This window comes from Dehalobacter sp. MCB1 (assembly GCF_003590275.1).
Taxonomy (GTDB): Bacteria; Bacillota; Desulfitobacteriia; order Desulfitobacteriales; family Syntrophobotulaceae; genus Dehalobacter.
Map to the genome: position 1 here is coordinate 150,834 of NZ_LXPC01000008.1, position 15,079 is coordinate 165,912.

Annotated in this window: 19 protein-coding genes; 12 read left to right on the forward strand and 7 right to left on the reverse strand. The window is 45.0% G+C overall.

Annotated features, from left to right (window positions below; all coding sequences use genetic code 11):
• Positions 1–5: 5 nt before the first annotated feature.
• Positions 6–347, reverse strand: a complete 342-nt coding sequence (locus A7K50_RS05070) for a helix-turn-helix domain-containing protein (RefSeq protein WP_119774880.1) — start codon at positions 345–347, stop codon at positions 6–8.
• Positions 348–503: 156 nt separating this feature from the next.
• Between A7K50_RS05070 and A7K50_RS05075 the strand changes: the two genes are divergently transcribed.
• The 3 genes from A7K50_RS05075 to A7K50_RS05085 all read left to right on the forward strand — a co-directional run bounded on the left by A7K50_RS05075 (position 504) and on the right by A7K50_RS05085 (position 2,846).
• Positions 504–896 (forward strand): pyridoxamine 5'-phosphate oxidase family protein, encoded by a 393-nt coding sequence (locus A7K50_RS05075; protein WP_119774881.1) that lies wholly within the window; start codon positions 504–506, stop codon positions 894–896.
• 190 nt (positions 897–1,086) lie between these two features.
• On the forward strand, positions 1,087–1,581 hold the full coding sequence (locus A7K50_RS05080; RefSeq protein WP_119774882.1) for a CoA-binding protein: 495 nt from the start codon (positions 1,087–1,089) through the stop codon (positions 1,579–1,581).
• A gap of 92 nt (positions 1,582–1,673) precedes the next feature.
• Positions 1,674–2,846 carry a D-alanyl-D-alanine carboxypeptidase family protein gene (locus tag A7K50_RS05085; protein ID WP_119774883.1) on the forward strand — a complete coding sequence of 391 codons (1,173 nt, stop codon included), beginning with the start codon at positions 1,674–1,676 and terminating at the stop codon, positions 2,844–2,846.
• On the opposite strand, the gene sigF is transcribed toward A7K50_RS05085, so the two are convergent.
• The 3 genes from sigF to A7K50_RS05100 are packed head-to-tail and all read right to left on the reverse strand — an operon-like array spanning position 2,843 to position 4,427.
• Positions 2,843–3,628: an RNA polymerase sporulation sigma factor SigF gene (gene sigF / locus A7K50_RS05090; RefSeq protein ID WP_119774884.1), complete on the reverse strand. Its 786-nt coding sequence runs from the start codon at positions 3,626–3,628 to the stop codon at positions 2,843–2,845. The genes A7K50_RS05085 and sigF overlap by 4 nt on opposite strands.
• 13 nt (positions 3,629–3,641) lie before the next feature.
• Positions 3,642–4,079, reverse strand: coding sequence for an anti-sigma F factor (spoIIAB, locus tag A7K50_RS05095; protein WP_119774885.1), 438 nt, complete (start codon positions 4,077–4,079; stop codon positions 3,642–3,644).
• A 30-nt stretch (positions 4,080–4,109) separates the two neighbouring features.
• Positions 4,110–4,427 (reverse strand): anti-sigma factor antagonist, encoded by a 318-nt coding sequence (locus A7K50_RS05100; protein WP_020491615.1) that lies wholly within the window; start codon positions 4,425–4,427, stop codon positions 4,110–4,112.
• 190 nt (positions 4,428–4,617) lie between these two features.
• Here A7K50_RS05100 and spoVAC point away from each other — a divergent pair, with 190 nt between their 5' ends.
• The 4 genes from spoVAC to A7K50_RS05120 are packed head-to-tail and all read left to right on the forward strand — an operon-like array spanning position 4,618 to position 8,010.
• Positions 4,618–5,088: a stage V sporulation protein AC gene (spoVAC, locus tag A7K50_RS05105; protein ID WP_119774886.1), complete on the forward strand. Its 471-nt coding sequence runs from the start codon at positions 4,618–4,620 to the stop codon at positions 5,086–5,088.
• Positions 5,089–5,110: 22 nt separating this feature from the next.
• A complete protein-coding gene (spoVAD, locus tag A7K50_RS05110; protein ID WP_119774887.1) occupies positions 5,111–6,121 on the forward strand; it encodes a stage V sporulation protein AD in 1,011 nt (336 codons plus the stop codon).
• A gap of 13 nt (positions 6,122–6,134) precedes the next feature.
• Positions 6,135–6,497, forward strand: a complete 363-nt coding sequence (spoVAE, locus tag A7K50_RS05115; RefSeq protein WP_119774888.1) for a stage V sporulation protein AE — start codon at positions 6,135–6,137, stop codon at positions 6,495–6,497.
• Positions 6,498–6,501: 4 nt separating this feature from the next.
• Positions 6,502–8,010, forward strand: a complete 1,509-nt coding sequence (locus A7K50_RS05120) for a spore germination protein (protein WP_119774889.1) — start codon at positions 6,502–6,504, stop codon at positions 8,008–8,010.
• Between the two features lie 65 nt (positions 8,011–8,075).
• On the opposite strand, the gene A7K50_RS05125 is transcribed toward A7K50_RS05120, so the two are convergent.
• Positions 8,076–8,549, reverse strand: coding sequence for a hypothetical protein (locus A7K50_RS05125; RefSeq protein ID WP_199698228.1), 474 nt, complete (start codon positions 8,547–8,549; stop codon positions 8,076–8,078).
• 171 nt (positions 8,550–8,720) lie between these two features.
• Between A7K50_RS05125 and A7K50_RS05130 the strand changes: the two genes are divergently transcribed.
• Positions 8,721–8,987 carry a hypothetical protein gene (locus A7K50_RS05130; RefSeq protein WP_119774890.1) on the forward strand — a complete coding sequence of 89 codons (267 nt, stop codon included), beginning with the start codon at positions 8,721–8,723 and terminating at the stop codon, positions 8,985–8,987.
• Here A7K50_RS05130 and A7K50_RS05135 read toward each other — a convergent pair.
• The gene (locus A7K50_RS05135; protein WP_243103654.1) at positions 8,968–9,120 is read right to left on the reverse strand and encodes a DUF2922 domain-containing protein; all 153 of its coding nucleotides are present in this window, start codon (positions 9,118–9,120) and stop codon (positions 8,968–8,970) included. The genes A7K50_RS05130 and A7K50_RS05135 overlap by 20 nt on opposite strands.
• Before the next feature lie 70 nt (positions 9,121–9,190).
• On the opposite strand from A7K50_RS05135, the gene A7K50_RS14455 reads away from it, so the two are divergent.
• A complete protein-coding gene (locus tag A7K50_RS14455; protein WP_282432368.1) occupies positions 9,191–9,868 on the forward strand; it encodes an MFS transporter in 678 nt (225 codons plus the stop codon).
• Between the two features lie 74 nt (positions 9,869–9,942).
• Positions 9,943–10,518, forward strand: a complete 576-nt coding sequence (locus A7K50_RS14460; RefSeq protein WP_282432367.1) for an MFS transporter — start codon at positions 9,943–9,945, stop codon at positions 10,516–10,518.
• Between the two features lie 36 nt (positions 10,519–10,554).
• Here the strand turns inward: A7K50_RS14460 and A7K50_RS05145 are convergent, their stop codons facing one another.
• On the reverse strand, positions 10,555–11,889 hold the full coding sequence (locus A7K50_RS05145; protein WP_119774946.1) for an ArsB/NhaD family transporter: 1,335 nt from the start codon (positions 11,887–11,889) through the stop codon (positions 10,555–10,557).
• 203 nt (positions 11,890–12,092) lie between these two features.
• Between A7K50_RS05145 and A7K50_RS05150 the strand changes: the two genes are divergently transcribed.
• The gene (locus A7K50_RS05150) at positions 12,093–12,440 is read left to right on the forward strand and encodes a hypothetical protein (RefSeq protein ID WP_119774891.1); all 348 of its coding nucleotides are present in this window, start codon (positions 12,093–12,095) and stop codon (positions 12,438–12,440) included.
• Positions 12,441–12,469: 29 nt separating this feature from the next.
• Positions 12,470–15,058 (forward strand): CBS domain-containing protein, encoded by a 2,589-nt coding sequence (locus tag A7K50_RS05155; RefSeq protein WP_119774892.1) that lies wholly within the window; start codon positions 12,470–12,472, stop codon positions 15,056–15,058.
• Positions 15,059–15,079: the final 21 nt, after the last annotated feature.

Consider the following 15,079-nt stretch of genomic DNA (forward strand, 5'->3'; position numbering starts at 1 on the left):
GACCGTTATTTTTTATATTCGGACATCTGGGCGATGAACTTATTGCCGAAAACTTCAAACTGCTCTAATACGGGAATAAATTCCTGGCCGATCTTACTAAGGGAATACTCGACTTTTGGCGGTACTTCCGGATAAACATAGCGGTCAATCATACCGAACTCTTCGAGAAATCTCAACTGTTTGGTCAGTGTGGCCTGGGTGATGCCCGGGATCTTGCGCTGCAATTCACCAAAGCGATGGGTCTTTTCTCTGAGATGCTTAATAATCAGAATGGACCATTTTCCGGAAAAAATTTTTTGGGCGGTAAAGTACGGACATTTGCCAAACAAATTGATTTCTTGTTCCATTTTTTTACTCCACTTCTTATTAATATCACGTTTACACCTATAGTATCTATTTGGATACTTATAACAGAAAAAAATCGTACTTGTTCAATATTTGATATCTGTTATTATGATGATACATCACGATTATAACGTGTTATTTTGAAAGGAGTCAAGATCATGAAGTCAATTGCCCAGTTTCTGTCTGATGCCAAAACATTTTACCTTGCTACAGCAGACGGTGATCAGCCGCATGTCCGTCCGTTCGGCGCTGTCGCAGAGTATGACGGGAAAACGTACATTTGCACCAATAATCAAAAAAATGTCTTTGCCCAATTACTGAAGAACCCGAAAGTCGAAATTTCCGGAATGGTTGGGGACAAATGGATCCGACTCGTCGGGAAAGTAGCCGTTGACCCGCGCCCTGAAGCACGTGAGGCGATGTTCGAAGCCAATCCGAGTTTAAGAAATATGTACAAGTGCGATGACGGCCTTTGTGAGGTCCTGTACTTCACTGAAGCCACAGCGTCGATTCATTCTTTCACCGCAGACCCGGTAGAGTTCACAATTTGAGAATTATTACAGAACCTAAAATACGTAATCTGACTTAAACAAAAAAAGACTTGAACTGTAAAAGGTTCAGGTCTCTTTGTGTTTTCAGGCAATTTTTACATGCTTATGTCATAGACTATTCTTGAACAACAGCGATTTGACGTTTCTTGTAAAGATTAATTTTATACGAACGTTGACTGGAGTGGGGCCGATGAAAGAAGCTAAGAAGATCTATGAGTTTTCCGGCAGTCTGAATACAAGCATGCGGTATGCTGTTTATGCCGATTCTCATCGTTTTTTGAAGCATAAGCATGCCTGGAAAGCAGCTCACTGTCTTAAGAGTTTTGGCTGCAGGGTTTACCTGGTTGCTCCTGATTTGAAAACAAAAACATTTGAAGGGAGCAGGGTTTATCCGGATTTAAACGCGCTAAAGGGTAAAGTTGATGTTGTGGTTCCGTGCCTCAGGGCGGAGCTGATTCAGAACATTGTCGTGGAAGCTGCGGAATGCGAGGCCAAAGCAATTTGGTTCCAGGAACAGAATTGGACTCCCGAATTTGATGCAGCGTGCCGGGAGAATGGAATCGAAGTTGTTCGCGGGTGTGTTTTGAAACATAAAATTTATCCAAGGCCGTTCGCATACCTGAATCCTTGTTATTGGCACGGCCGGAAAGTGAATAAAGTACCGGGAAAGTACCAGCGGATTTAATCATATCTAAGATTATTGAAAACATAACATGATTTGATTTGATAAGGGCATACTAAAACAACAAATATAACTTTAGCTTGGGAGGTTTTCGTATGCCTAAATTTTGTTTACGGATGCTGACAGCGGTCCTAGCCGCGGCATGTTTGCTCGGATGGATGACGGCGCCGGTCAAGGCTGCAAATATTGAGACAGCTGCTGAAAGCGCGATTCTTATGGATGCGGCAACGGGCAAAATTCTTTATGAGAAGAATGCTCATAAAGAACTGCCTCCGGCAAGCGTTACGAAGCTGATGACAATGCTACTGGCAGCAGAAGCTGTCGAAGGGGGCAAAGTCAAATTGACCGATACGGTGACTGCGAGTGAGAATGCTTCTTCTCTCGGCGGATCGCAAATCTATCTCGAGCCGGGAGAGAAGTTTACGTTAAAAGAACTTTTAATTTCGATCGCAGTAGGGTCGGCGAACGATGCCTGCGTGGCTGTTGCGGAACATATCTCAGGGACCCATGAGGAATTTGTGGATTTGATGAACAGAAAGGCCAAGGAATTAGGACTGAAGAATACCCATTTTGCCAATGCATACGGACTGCCGGCGGAGGGGCATTACACGAGTGCCTACGATCTGGCAGTTTTGGGCAGGGAAGCGCTCAAATACCCGCTGGTATCAGAATTGACATCCATGAAGGAATATGAACTGCGCAACGGTGAGTTTAAATTGTGGAACACCAATAAACTTTTATGGTGGTATGAGGGAACGGATGGATTTAAGACCGGTTGGACGCAGGAAGCAAAATACTGTTTAGCCTCAACTGTAAAAAGAGATGGCCTGAGACTGATCTGTGTTGTCATGGGAGTTCCACAGGTCAGAGGCCATTTTCAAGAGTCTATGAAGATTTATAATTATGGATTTGCTAATTACGTTTATAAAGAATTTGCTCCTGCCGGTTCTAAACAAGGAGAAGTTATTGTTCATAAAGGGAAGCTCCAAACAGTTGACCTTATCTGTCAGAAAGCTGTCGGCTTGTGTGTTGAGAAAGGGAAGGAGAAGGAATGCCGGACTGAAACCAGGTATTTTGCAAACCCGGTATCTGCACCAATCACTAAGGGACAGCAGCTCGGAGAAATGATTATTTATTGCGGTCAGAAAGAAGCTGACAGCATAAAGCTTGTAGCTGCAGAATCAGTTGAAAAAGCAGGACTGCTGGAGATGTTCAAGCGCACGGTTCATCAGTCCTACAGCATGGCCCCGCCGATTTATGCCAACTAAAGTTCAGGCGGATTGTCGTTCAGAATCTGCTTTAAATGAAGCAAGGCAGCACGTTCGATCCTGGAAATCTGTACCTGGGAGAGGTTCATGATTTTAGCAATTTCATTTTGCGTTTTATCTTCAAAGAACCGCTGATACAGAACCTCTTTCTCTCTTCCGGGCAGTTTATCAAGGACTTCCTGTAGGGCAATTTTTTCAAACCATCCCGGATTGGTATCCTTTTCCTGCGGAATTTGATCAATCACATAAATAGGATCAGAATCGTCCTGATAAAGCGTATCATGGATTGACGACGGGCTTTGCACTGCTTCGAGGGCGAGTATGATATCCTCGCTCGGTGTGCCGATATCTTCGGCGATTTCATTGATCGTGGGTTCCCTGTTTAATTCTGAGGAAAGTTTTTCCCGGGAACGGTTGATCTTGTAAACCAGTTCTTTATAAGAACGTGGAACTTTAATCGGATGGTCATCTCTCAAAAATCTTCGAATTTCGCCAATAATCATCGGTACGGCGTACGTGGAAAATTTAACGCCGTACGAGAAATCAAATTTATCAATGGCTTTGATGAGGCCGATGGTACCGATCTGAAAGAGATCCTCCAGATCATATCCCCTGTGGGAAAAACGTTGGATCATATTAAAAATGAGCTTCAAATTACAATTGACCAAACGCTCCCGGGCATCGATGTCACCATTTTGGGCTTTGTGTAGAAGCTCCATCATTTCTTGTTCGGAGAGCAGGGGGAAACGGGGCAGGTTCATATCTGAAAGTCGCTGAATCATCTTCACACCCCCTCTAATGAGAGGATGGACGGTTGTGGTTTAAGTATTTCACCATCAATACTTTGGTTCCCTTGTTCACTTCAGATTCGACTCGCAGTTCATCCATGAAGGACTGCATAAAAACAAAACCAAGTCCCATTCTGTCGGGGTCCGTAGAATATGAAGCCTGCATGGCTTGATTTACATCGGGGATGCCGCAGCCGTTATCGGTTACCTGAATAGAAATTCTTGTTTCATCTGCCTCCAGTTCCAACGTGACAAAATGATTAGGCACATTGCTGTAACCATGGATGATTGCGTTGGAAACTGCTTCAGAGACAGCAACCTTCAATTCTTCAAGCTCGTTTAAGGCCAAATCCATTTGGGCTCCAAGCGAAGAGGCCAGCATGCGGGCAATTGTTACATTCTGCGGCAGACTCGAGAATGTTAGGATCATTTTATTGACTTCCATTGATTTTTCCCCTTTCAACTCCGAATTGGTTTATACGGCAGGTTCTTTTGGTAAAAATTCTATAATTTTGGGAAGCCCCGACAGTTCCATAATCCGGTAAATATGCGGCGGAGCATTGGCAATTTTAAGCTTTCCTTCGAGAGGAAGCAGTTTTTTATATCGTCCTAAAATAACTCCCAGACCGGAACTGTCAATGAAACGAAGATCATCCAGATGCAGGATCACCGTTTTGATTCCTTTTCTTTCTATTTCCAAGTCAATCACGGATTTTAACTCATTGGCATTCTTCATATCAAGTTCACCTTCAAGATATAAATGAAGGGTTTGTCGTTCAATTCTTTTTTTCATTGATGCACGCTCCTTATTACAAGTCGTTAAATCTATCTTCGACATCACCCAGATATTTCCTTCGTGCTATATTTTAAAAATATTGGTATATCCTGAAGTAAAGTTAAAAAAACGGATAAAACATTTGACAATACTTGAATTTCTTAGCGGAAAACCGGGAATTATTAATCAAAAAAAGGGGTGAAAATCATTGTCGGAAGTTAAACTCCGTCCGCCATCGATTGCGGTAACCCAAGAGGAATATAAACAATTAACTGAAAAGCTTTCGCCAAAACCAACAGTTTTGAAAAATGTACTGTCGGCTTTTATTGTCGGTGGAATCATTTGCAGCTTGGGCCAGGTGATTGTCAATTTTTACATGAATTATGTCGGGTTGGCTAAAACAGCTGCTCAGACAGCGGGAACAGCGACACTGATCGTTATAGGGGCTCTTTTGACCGGTCTCGGTGTTTATGACACGATCGTCAAATATGGGGGAGCCGGAGGGATCATTCCTGTGACCGGTTTTGCGAATTCGATGGTTTCACCGGCACTTGAATACAAGAGAGAAGGGTATGTGTTTGGAGTAGGCGGTAAGCTTTTTACAATTGCCGGTCCAATTTTGGTTTATGGGATTATAAGTTCAATCATTGTTGGCTTGATCTATTTATGGATCAGATAATCACGGAAAGGAGAAAAACATTTTGAATTCCAAAAGAGTAGGCAACCAGACGGTTGTATTTGGTCAGCCGCCGGTTATTCTAGCTGGGTATAACGTTGTCGGACCCAAGGAAGGCCAGGGTCCGTTAAAAGATACCTTTGACATGGTCCTGAAGGACAATTACGCGAGTGAAAAAACTTGGGAAAAAACAGAAATGAAAATGCTGGAGACTTCCATGACGAAGGTTGCAGCCAAAGCAAATGTCCCGCTGGATTCCGTGGATTATAACCTGGCAGGGGATCTGCTGAACCAGATTATTTCTTCCAACTATGCTGCCAGACAAGTCGGCCTTCCATTTATCGGTCTCTATGGCGCCTGCTCAACAATGGCGCTTTCCTCTGCCCTGGGGACGATGCTGATTGACGGCGGGTTCGCGTCTAAAGTGCTATGCAGCGCATCGAGTCATCATGAGACAGCGGAGAGACAATACCGTTTTCCAAATGAGCATGGCAACCAGAGAGCAATGTATGCCCAGTGGACGGTAACAGGAGCAGGCAGCATCCTTCTGGCTGATCAAGGAGAAGGGCCCAAAATCACAAGTGCAACAATTGGCCGGGTCTTAGACTACGGTGAAACTGATACCAACAATATGGGTGCGGCCATGGCACCGGCAGTTGCCGACACCATCCTGAATCATTTTCAGGACCTTAACCGTCAGCCGGACTATTATGACTTGATCATTACCGGAGACCTCGGGACGGTCGGGCTTCAACTCTTACTTGAGGTTTTAAAACGAAGCGGCCTGCGGCTGTCCAATAATTTCTCAGATTGCGGCACGCTGATTTACAGCAGCGAACAGGATACACATGCGGGCGGGAGCGGATGCGGCTGTTCCGCAGTCGTCCTGACAGGGTATCTTTTGAATAAACTGAAAAGCCGGGAACTGCAAAAAATCTTGTTTGTCGGCAGCGGCAGCCTTCATAGTTCTGTATCGTCCCAACAGGGCGAATCCATGCCGGCAATTGGTCATGCTGTGTCAATTGAAATGAGTTAAGGGAGGTCTTTTGATGCTAAATAACATTTTACCTGCTTTTCTGGTTGGCGGACTCCTGTGCGTCGCCGGACAGCTGCTGATGGATTTGACGAAAGCCAAAATTACGCCGGCACATGTGCTGGTTGGGTACGTGACCGGTGGGGTTATTCTGGGCGGACTGGGGCTATATGAACCACTGATCAAGCTCGGAGGTGCCGGCGCAACCGTGCCGCTTTCGGGTTTTGGCTATACGCTGGTCAAAGGTGCGATCGAAGGAGCACAAAGCGGCGGTATACTCGGGGTTCTGGCCGGCGGTGTTCAGACCGCTGCAACAGGAATTGCTGTTGCGGTACTGTTCGGCTATCTGACAGCAATTGTATTTAATCCGAAAGGTTGATGAAATGAGCTCTACAGCTGAAACCACAATGAGTATTTCCAAAAACTATCAAGAAAACGTCAATTATTTGAATCAAAAACTTGGTGTACCTGAAAGCTTTGACATTGTGCTCCGGGAAATGAACATCGGCGGCAAAAAAATCGCGATTTATTCCGTCAATGGAATGGTAAATAGACCTGCCAGCAATCTGATCCTGGAAGTGCTTTCGCAGCTCGAACGCGCGGAACTCGCCGTGAATGCGGTAGACAAACTTGTGAAGTCAAAGATCATTGACCTGCAGGTTTCAGAAGTCGAAGCCATGGATGAAGTCATCTACTTTCTGTTATCCGGAACGATGGCAATACTTATTGAGGGGAGAACTGAGGCTATCATTGTGGATGTCAGGAGTTACCCGGGCCGCATGCCGGAGGAACCGGATATTGAGCGGGTAACAAGGGGTTCGCGCGATGGTTTTACGGAGACGCTGGTTTTTAATACGATCCTGATCCGCCGCCGTCTGCGTGACCCGGGCTTAAGGATGAAGCTGGTGAAAGCAGGCAGCCGTTCTAAAACGGATGTCTGCATTGCCTATATTGAAGATATTACAAATCCCAAAATGGTGGAGTATATTGAAAAAGAAATCAAGAATATCAAAATTGACGGTATCCCAATGGCGGAAAAGACGGTTGAAGAATTTATCCTCGGCAGCAAATTCTGGAATCCGTTTCCAAGGGTCAGATACACGGAAAGACCTGACGTAGCTGCAATTCATCTGCTCGAAGGCAATGTCATCGTGATGGTCGACACTTCCCCGAGTATTATCATCGCGCCGTGTACGTTATGGCACCATGTCCAGCACGCGGAAGAATACCGCCAAGAGCCGGTTGTGGGTATGTATTTGCGGTGGGTAAGATTTTTCGCCATCTTTCTGTCCGTTTTTATCACGCCGTTATGGCTGGCAGCGGCACTGAATCCGCAACTTCTTCCTGATGCGCTTAAGTTTATCGGAGTTCAAAAGCCGGCGAGAGTCCCTCTATTATTTCAGGTGCTGATGGGGGAATTGTCAATTGATATGCTGAGGATGGCCGCTATCCATACTCCGACGCCTCTGGCTACAGCTCTGGGTTTAATCTCAGTGTTCATGATGGGAGATGTGGCGATAAAGGTCGGTTTGTTTACCCCGGAAGTCGTCATGTATATCGCCATTGCCGCAGTCGGAACCTTCGCGACGCCAAGTTATGAACTGGCTCAGGCCAACAGGCTTGTCCGTTTATTCCTTGTACTGGCTGCCGGACTGTTTAATTTTTGGGGACTGGGTGCAGGCGTCTTGCTTGTTTTATTCATTTTGCTGCGGACCAACTCCTTCGGTGTACCCTATCTTTGGCCTTTAATTCCGCCTGATATAAAAGCCTTACAGACAATTCTGTTGCGTAATCCGGTTCCGATCAATAACCTTAGACCCAGTATTTTTAAACCCAAGGACCGGATCAGACAGCCCAAGGATAGACAGCCGAAAGAAAGAACAAATCCGTAATGATAGATAGCAGGCAAGGAGCTGCAAGGCTACAGACGGTCTCATGCCGCAATGGAATGGACGGACTAGTGCTGCGATGCTGCGGAAGGCAGGGAGCGGCTCGGACGAACAAACACCAAGTCCAGGGAAACAAGAAGTAAAATAGCGATCAGGATCTTATTCAGATTATTTGCAGAGATATTCACCTGCGAGGCAACAGGCATCGGATAACCGTTCAGAAAAGAACTTGTCGAATTTGAAGAGGGGAGAACTGGACTTCGTAGAACCGGACTTGGCAGGACAGGGACCTGCAAGGTCATAACCGGTAGGTTTGCAGAGGTTAGAACCATACCAGGTAAAAATGCTGTTTGAAGTACGGAGCTTGGCTGTCCTGTCTGGGAATGCGGGTAAAAAATTTTCCGTGAATTACCGTAATTCCTGTTAGCCAAAGAAAAATAACGCGGATCGTTTACAGCTGACAGATATGACATGTGTTTATTGAATAACGTATTGCTCATATTGATCTCCCTCAATTGACTCGTACCCGATACCCGTGCCATGTCAACGCTAAAGCGTAAATATCCTGACGACAGATTTGGTTTGGAGACATTTAAACCCGCAAAAATATGATAAGATAAAGAAAGAATATTTTGATTGACCATGCTAAGGTATTATACGAAATGAGTTACCATTATGATACAAAAGTGGTAATTTATGAGGAGTGATAAATTGTGATTATAGGGTTTGGTTTTGGAAGTCCACTGACGGCACTTTTGATGTTGGTCGTCACAGCGTCACTGTCTTATTTTTTCTTTAAAGCAATTAGGGGACGGCAGAACGGTGACTGGACTGGAGGGGGGGACAGTGACATCTCAGAACTCAGGCGGAGAAAACGTGCCCATTATTATGAACAAAGACAAAGGGCCAGGGAATTAATGGACGAATATGATCTGACCGATCAGGAAATTGAGGAGAGAATTAACCGGGAGTTGCGTTAACACTGGTAGTTGTATCAATAACCTTAATATCCCGTATTTCGGTCAGCGCGCCGCTGGGCGCAAGGAATATATCCCTGGCAATAAGCAAATCCATAACGGCAATGGTTTCACCTCCTTTTCTCCGGATTGACAGGCCGCTTGAATGCGGCTTGTCCGTATAGTCTAATTTAAAGATTAGGATCAATAAAAAGGAGGTGAGTTAGTTGAGCACTGTAAATGTCCTAAAAACCATTGGCCAAAGTAAAATGAATAAATTTTTTGTTATCGTGGCGGTATTAGCTTTCTTGGGTCTATTATTTGATGGATACGCTCAGGGGGTTTACAGTACTTCCCTTCCTTCGCTGATTCAAGATACTGGTATTGAGCCAACAGTTTTTGGCCTAATTGGTAGTTATACACTATATGGAATGATTGCCGGCGGAATAATATTTGGAATGTTAGTTGATAAAATAGGTAATAAAAAAGTATTCATGTTAGCTATTGGCTTTTACGCGATGTTCACAGGTCTGATGGGAACTGCAACAACAGTATGGCAGTTTTCTTTATACCAAGTTTTAACAGGAATGGGTGCTGCCGGAATTGCCCCAGTTACCTTTGCTATGCTTGCTGAATATAGTCCTTTAAAAAATCGTATTCAATTGATTAACACGACGACTCTGGGAATGCCGCTTGGAAGAATGTTGAGCACTTTGGCAGGTATGGCTATTTTGCCATCGTTTGGGTGGAGACCAATGTTTCTGATTGGTTTTATTCCCCTGATTTTGATTGTTTTCTGTATTTTTTACTTACCTGAATCTATGCAAAAATTGATAAAAGACGATAAAAGAGAAAAAATTCAAAAGATCTTAAAATTAGTTGCCCCTGAATACATCCTAGCATAGACGAGCAATACGAAACAGAAATCCGTCCTTCCGACAAAGGATCATTCCTAAGTCTATTTAGAAACGGCATGGCTGTGAATACTATTTTATATTGGTTAATCATGGCACTATGTATGTTTATCATTTACCGCTTAGTAACATGGCTGCCTAAAATGATGATGGGTGCAGGATATAACTTAGGATCCAGTCTCATGTTCTTTTTTTTCACTTTCATCCTCGGGTCAATACCTGGTATCCTTCTATCGGGTCCGTTAGCCAATAAAATTGGACTTAAAGATACACTATCCTTATATGCAGCGGTTCCTGCCCTTGTTGTTCTGCTTTTGATGCTGAAACTAGATACAATTCTGGTATCAATTGTTCTGTTTGTCCTTGGAGCTGGTATGTATGGGTTATTGGGATTGACCTTTACATTCATATCAGTCAGTTACCCACTTGCCTTCCGTGGAACTGGATTAGGATGGGCCAATGCTGTGGGGCGTTTCGGCGGATCTTTCGCACCGGTGACTGGAGGGATGTTGATAGCCCAAGAGGCATCTTTGATAATGTACTTTATCGTATTCGCAACGGTGCCGTTTCTTTTGATAATGATCTGTGTTGTGGTTTCTCAACTAATCGCTAAGAAAGCTGCAGCTTCCATTAACAGATAGAAATAGTTCAAATAAGAGATATCGTCAAATTGCATGCTAAATCAAGTAGCGCAGAACGAGGTAAACCGTGCTGATGGCGACGGTAATAAGCATTACAGGGAAGCAAGCTTTAAAGTACTGGCCGAAGGTTATTTTATATCCAGCTTCCTCTGCCATACCGGAAGCCACGACATTGGCGCTTGCGCCGATAATGGTGCCGTTTCCGCCCAGACAGGCCCCCAGCGAAAGGGCCCACCATAACGGTGTAATATTCATTCCAGTCAGCACGCCGACATCCTGAATCAGCGGGATCATGGTTGCGGTAAACGGGATGTTGTCGACAAAGGCTGAAGCCATCGCGGAAACCCAGAGAATGGCCATGCCAAGTAAAAACATGTCACCGTGGGTTTGCTGTACAATGCTTTTGGCGAGTACTTCCAAAACGCCGGTCCGTTCCAAACCACCCACCAGCATAAAAAGACCGGCAAAGAAGAAGATCGTTTTCCACTCGACTTCTTTCAATATTTTTTCAGGTTTGACTTTGGAAATCAGAAGAAGAAGGACTGCTCCGGTCATCGCAACGACCGAAGACGGATAATTTAAGGTCCCATGAAGAATAAACCCCAGGATGGTCAGGCTCAGTACAACTAAGCATTGGGTAAGGAGCTTTTTATCCTTGAGTGCTTCGTATTCGTTGAACAGCAGGACCTTTTCCTTGTTCTTCTCGCTCGTATGGAGATGTTTTTTGTAAATCAGTAGAAATACGCCAATCGTGACAAGCAGGATAGGTACAATGACTGGAGCAACATTGATAATGAAATCCATAAAGCTTAAGCCCGTTTTTGTCCCGATCATTATATTTGGCGGGTCGCCAATCAAGGTTGCCGTGCCGCCGATATTCGATGCAAAGATCTGGCTGATCACGAACGGGACAGGCTTTAACTTGAGTTCCCTTGTTACATCCAGCGTGATCGGGAGAATCAACAGGATCGTGGTTACATTGTCCAGAAAGGCTGAAGCGACCGCTGTAATGAGGGAAAGGTATACCAGCACTTTCCAGGGTTCTCCTTTGGCCAGCTTGACAACTTTAATGGCCAAAAATTCGAATACACCGGTGCGCTGGGTGATTATGACGATCACCATCATACTGATCAGCAGGACAAGCGTGTTAAAGTCGATGGCTTCGTAAGGATTCTCGTGGTCTAAAAGCCCTGTAAGCGCCATCAGAACACCGCCGCCGAGCGCGATGATCACTCTGTCGATCTTGTCAGTCACGATGAGCAGATAGGCGGCCGCAAAGATGATAACGGACAGTGTCATAGTAGGTGTGAATTCCATTGCAGAAAGGCCTCCTTCGTCTTTTTTCTGCGTCTTTTCTGCTTCGATGTACACGATGTACGGCTTCGGCAATAAACTTTTTCCTCATACATTATGGCACTCCTGGCAAATTAATCAATAAGAATTGGGCAAACAGGTTCAATATATTTTTATTTTCCAAATGCTTTATTTTCTTATATAATAAATGGATATAAGAAATTGAGGAATTTCGATCAAAAAAGATCATTCCTATTGAAGAGGAGAACCAGGAGGGTACAATGGACGAAAAAATGGCCAAATTGAAGGAATACCTTCAAATGGAGACAGAGATTGCTTTCGAAGAATTCAAGACCTATTATACCGGTGTGATTGAACTGCTGAACAAAACGTATAACGAGATGGACCAGGCTGCCTGCTTGAAAGCCAGGTATATCTGCAACATTGTTCAGGCCAATGCTGAATCTCGTTCCCATAGAAGCAAGCTGAATGGGAAAGCTTTCAAAAAAATGGCTGCCAAATGCGGGTTCTGGGTCGATGCGATTGATCATCGGCTGAAAAAAGAAGGTATGACACAGAATGAAATTGACGCGGTGATGAGTGAGATGAACAAGGCTACCGAGCAGTAAAGACGTATGGATTTATCGGCGAAAAGGGTATGGATGGAGAATCTGCGATGATCATTATCCTGTCACATCAATTTCTCGATTTTGATGCGCTTGCAGCGATGGCCGCAGCGCAAAAGCTATGTCCTGAAGCTGTATTGGTGATCGACGGCAAATACGGTTCTTATGTACAGGAGTTTTTAGCGCTGGCCAAAGAACAATTGCCCTACTACCGCTTCAAAGATATTGACTTGGACAAGGTAGAAAAGATCATTCTCGTGGATACACAGGAAATGGAACGGTCCATCGGCAATAAAAATCTTATGGACAGGCTTCGGACCATCCCGATTGAGATCATTGACCATCATCCTGTCCTTGAACCGGATGGCCGGGACCGGACTGTGGAAATGGTGGGGGCCTGCACAACGATTCTGGTCGAACAGATTCAGCAAAGAGGCATTAACCTGACCAGTTTTGATGCGACGTTAATGGCTCTGGGGATTTATGATGACACCGGGAGCCTGCTTTTTGCCAACACAACACCGAGGGATCTGCTGGCAGCCGCCTATCTTTTGGAAGAAGGGGCCGAGCTTGCCGTTATGGCAGAGTATCTGCAGAGACCGCTTACCATGGAGCAAAAGGACTTATTTCAGCAATTGCTGGACAACGGCGTAATTGAAAAATATCATGAAATGCCGGTTTTTATCTCCTATGCCGAATGCAAGGAGTATCTTTCAGGGCTGGCGTTACTTGCTCACCGGATCAGTGAATTTGAAAATGCGGAGATTTTTTTCCTCGTCGTGAAGATGGAGGACCGGATCTATCTTGTCGGCAGGGCACGGGGAGGCAGCAAGCTGCCGCTCAATGAAATTGTTCAGGCTTTTGGCGGCGGGGGCCACGAAAAAGCTGCTTCAGCCGTGATTAAAAATGGCAATACTGATAATATTATCAGGCTGCTGCGAGAAGAAATTAAGCTAAGGGCGGAGAAACCCATAACTGTACGTGATATTATGAGTTATCCGGTTAAAACGGTTTTTCAGGATACCCCGATCGAAGAGGTTGGTAAGATGCTTCTGAAATACGGGCACACCGGCCTGCCTGTTGTCCAGAATGAAACACTTGTCGGAATCATCTCGCGTAGGGACGTGGACAAGGCCCTGAAACACGGGCTGCAGCACGCTCCGGTAAAGGGGTTCATGACCCGGGACGTAATCACGGTCCAACCCGATTTATGTTGGGAAGAGGTCCAGAAGCTGATGGTTTTACATGATATCGGCAGAATCCCGGTGGTGGAAAACGAGGTCCTTACCGGCATTGTGTCGAGATCCGATGTGATGCGACTTATTTATGGCAGCGTCGTGCCGACCTTAAATGAGCTTGCCAGAGACAGAAGCATGGCCAGACGGGAAGAAATTCTGCGACATATTGCAGCGCTTCCTCAGGACATTCAGGATGATCTGGCGGCAATCCGGGAAGCCGCTTCGAAAATGGGGAACCAGGTCTATCTGGTCGGTGGTTTTGTCAGGGATTTACTGATGAATATGCCGAACCATGATCTAGATATTGTTGTCGAAGGCGATGGGATTGAACTGGGCAGGATACTGAGTAAAAAACTGGCTTGCGACAAATTGGTCTTGCATGGGTCCTTTGGCACAGCCAGTCTGATTTTTAGTAACGGCACGCATTTGGACATTGCTTCAACCCGCCGGGAGGATTATGATTTTCCCGGAGCTTTGCCGGTTGTGGAGAAGTCAACCCTCAGAGAGGATTTGCTGCGGAGAGATTTCACCATTAATGCCATGGCTTTATGTTTGAACAAAGACCGTTTTGGTGATGTCATTGATTATTATGGCGGTTTTCGTGACCTGCAGCAAAAGGAAATTCGTTTCCTGCATAACCTCAGCTTTATTGACGATCCTACCCGGATGCTTAGAGCGGTAAGGTTTGCCGTTCGGTATGAGTTTAAGCTTGCCAAGGTGACGTCAGATGCGATACCGATCGCCTTAAAAGAAGACGTTTTTGCCAAAATCAGCACGGATCGTTTTACGGAAGAACTGATCCTGATCTATAAGGAACCCAAATTTCAGCGTATGGGCCGCGAGTTAATACGGAATGGTGTTTTCAAAGCCTGGTTTCAAGCAGACTATGCCTGGAATTTTGAGGAGGCAGAGTCCGTCGGTGAGCAAAGGTCATTGACTGAACGATGGCTTTTCAGCCTGAAAAATCTGGACAGTACTGAGATTTCCGCGGTTTTGGACAGACTGAACTTACCTAAATTTCTCAAAAAGATTACGCTGGAATACCTTCGGCTGAAGAAAGCCTTAAAATTGGCAGATCTTAACGATATAAAAAACGTTGATGAATTACTTGCAGGAGTTCCGTTATTGTTGTTTAATATTCTTGGCAGTGATGATGCCTACACGGATCCTTTAAAAAAATACTGTTTGCTGCGCGAGGGAATCCAGATGAAAACAACCGGAAAAGATCTGCGGCAATTAGGCGTCAGGGAAGGACCGGAAATCGGCAGCATTCTGAAACAAATTTGGCTGGCCTGGCTCGAAGGAAAAATCCGGACTCCGGATGAAGAAAAAAGGTATGTTAAAACCTTGCTTCAAAAAAAGAGAAGCATAAATAACGGCTAAACCCATCGCTTATATAAAAAG

Coding starts and splice junctions, on each gene's coding strand:
- A7K50_RS05070 (WP_119774880.1), bottom strand. CDS start 347: ATGGAACAAGAAATCAATTTGTTTGGCAAATGTCCGTACTTTACCGCC.
- A7K50_RS05075 (WP_119774881.1), top strand. CDS start 504: ATGAAGTCAATTGCCCAGTTTCTGTCTGATGCCAAAACATTTTACCTT.
- A7K50_RS05080 (WP_119774882.1), top strand. CDS start 1,087: ATGAAAGAAGCTAAGAAGATCTATGAGTTTTCCGGCAGTCTGAATACA.
- A7K50_RS05085 (WP_119774883.1), top strand. CDS start 1,674: ATGCCTAAATTTTGTTTACGGATGCTGACAGCGGTCCTAGCCGCGGCA.
- sigF (WP_119774884.1), bottom strand. CDS start 3,628: ATGATTCAGCGACTTTCAGATATGAACCTGCCCCGTTTCCCCCTGCTC.
- spoIIAB (WP_119774885.1), bottom strand. CDS start 4,079: ATGGAAGTCAATAAAATGATCCTAACATTCTCGAGTCTGCCGCAGAAT.
- A7K50_RS05100 (WP_020491615.1), bottom strand. CDS start 4,427: ATGAAAAAAAGAATTGAACGACAAACCCTTCATTTATATCTTGAAGGT.
- spoVAE (WP_119774888.1), top strand. CDS start 6,135: ATGCTAAATAACATTTTACCTGCTTTTCTGGTTGGCGGACTCCTGTGC.
- A7K50_RS05120 (WP_119774889.1), top strand. CDS start 6,502: ATGAGCTCTACAGCTGAAACCACAATGAGTATTTCCAAAAACTATCAA.
- A7K50_RS05125 (WP_199698228.1), bottom strand. CDS start 8,549: ATGGCACGGGTATCGGGTACGAGTCAATTGAGGGAGATCAATATGAGC.
- A7K50_RS05150 (WP_119774891.1), top strand. CDS start 12,093: ATGGACGAAAAAATGGCCAAATTGAAGGAATACCTTCAAATGGAGACA.
- A7K50_RS05155 (WP_119774892.1), top strand. CDS start 12,470: ATGGATGGAGAATCTGCGATGATCATTATCCTGTCACATCAATTTCTC.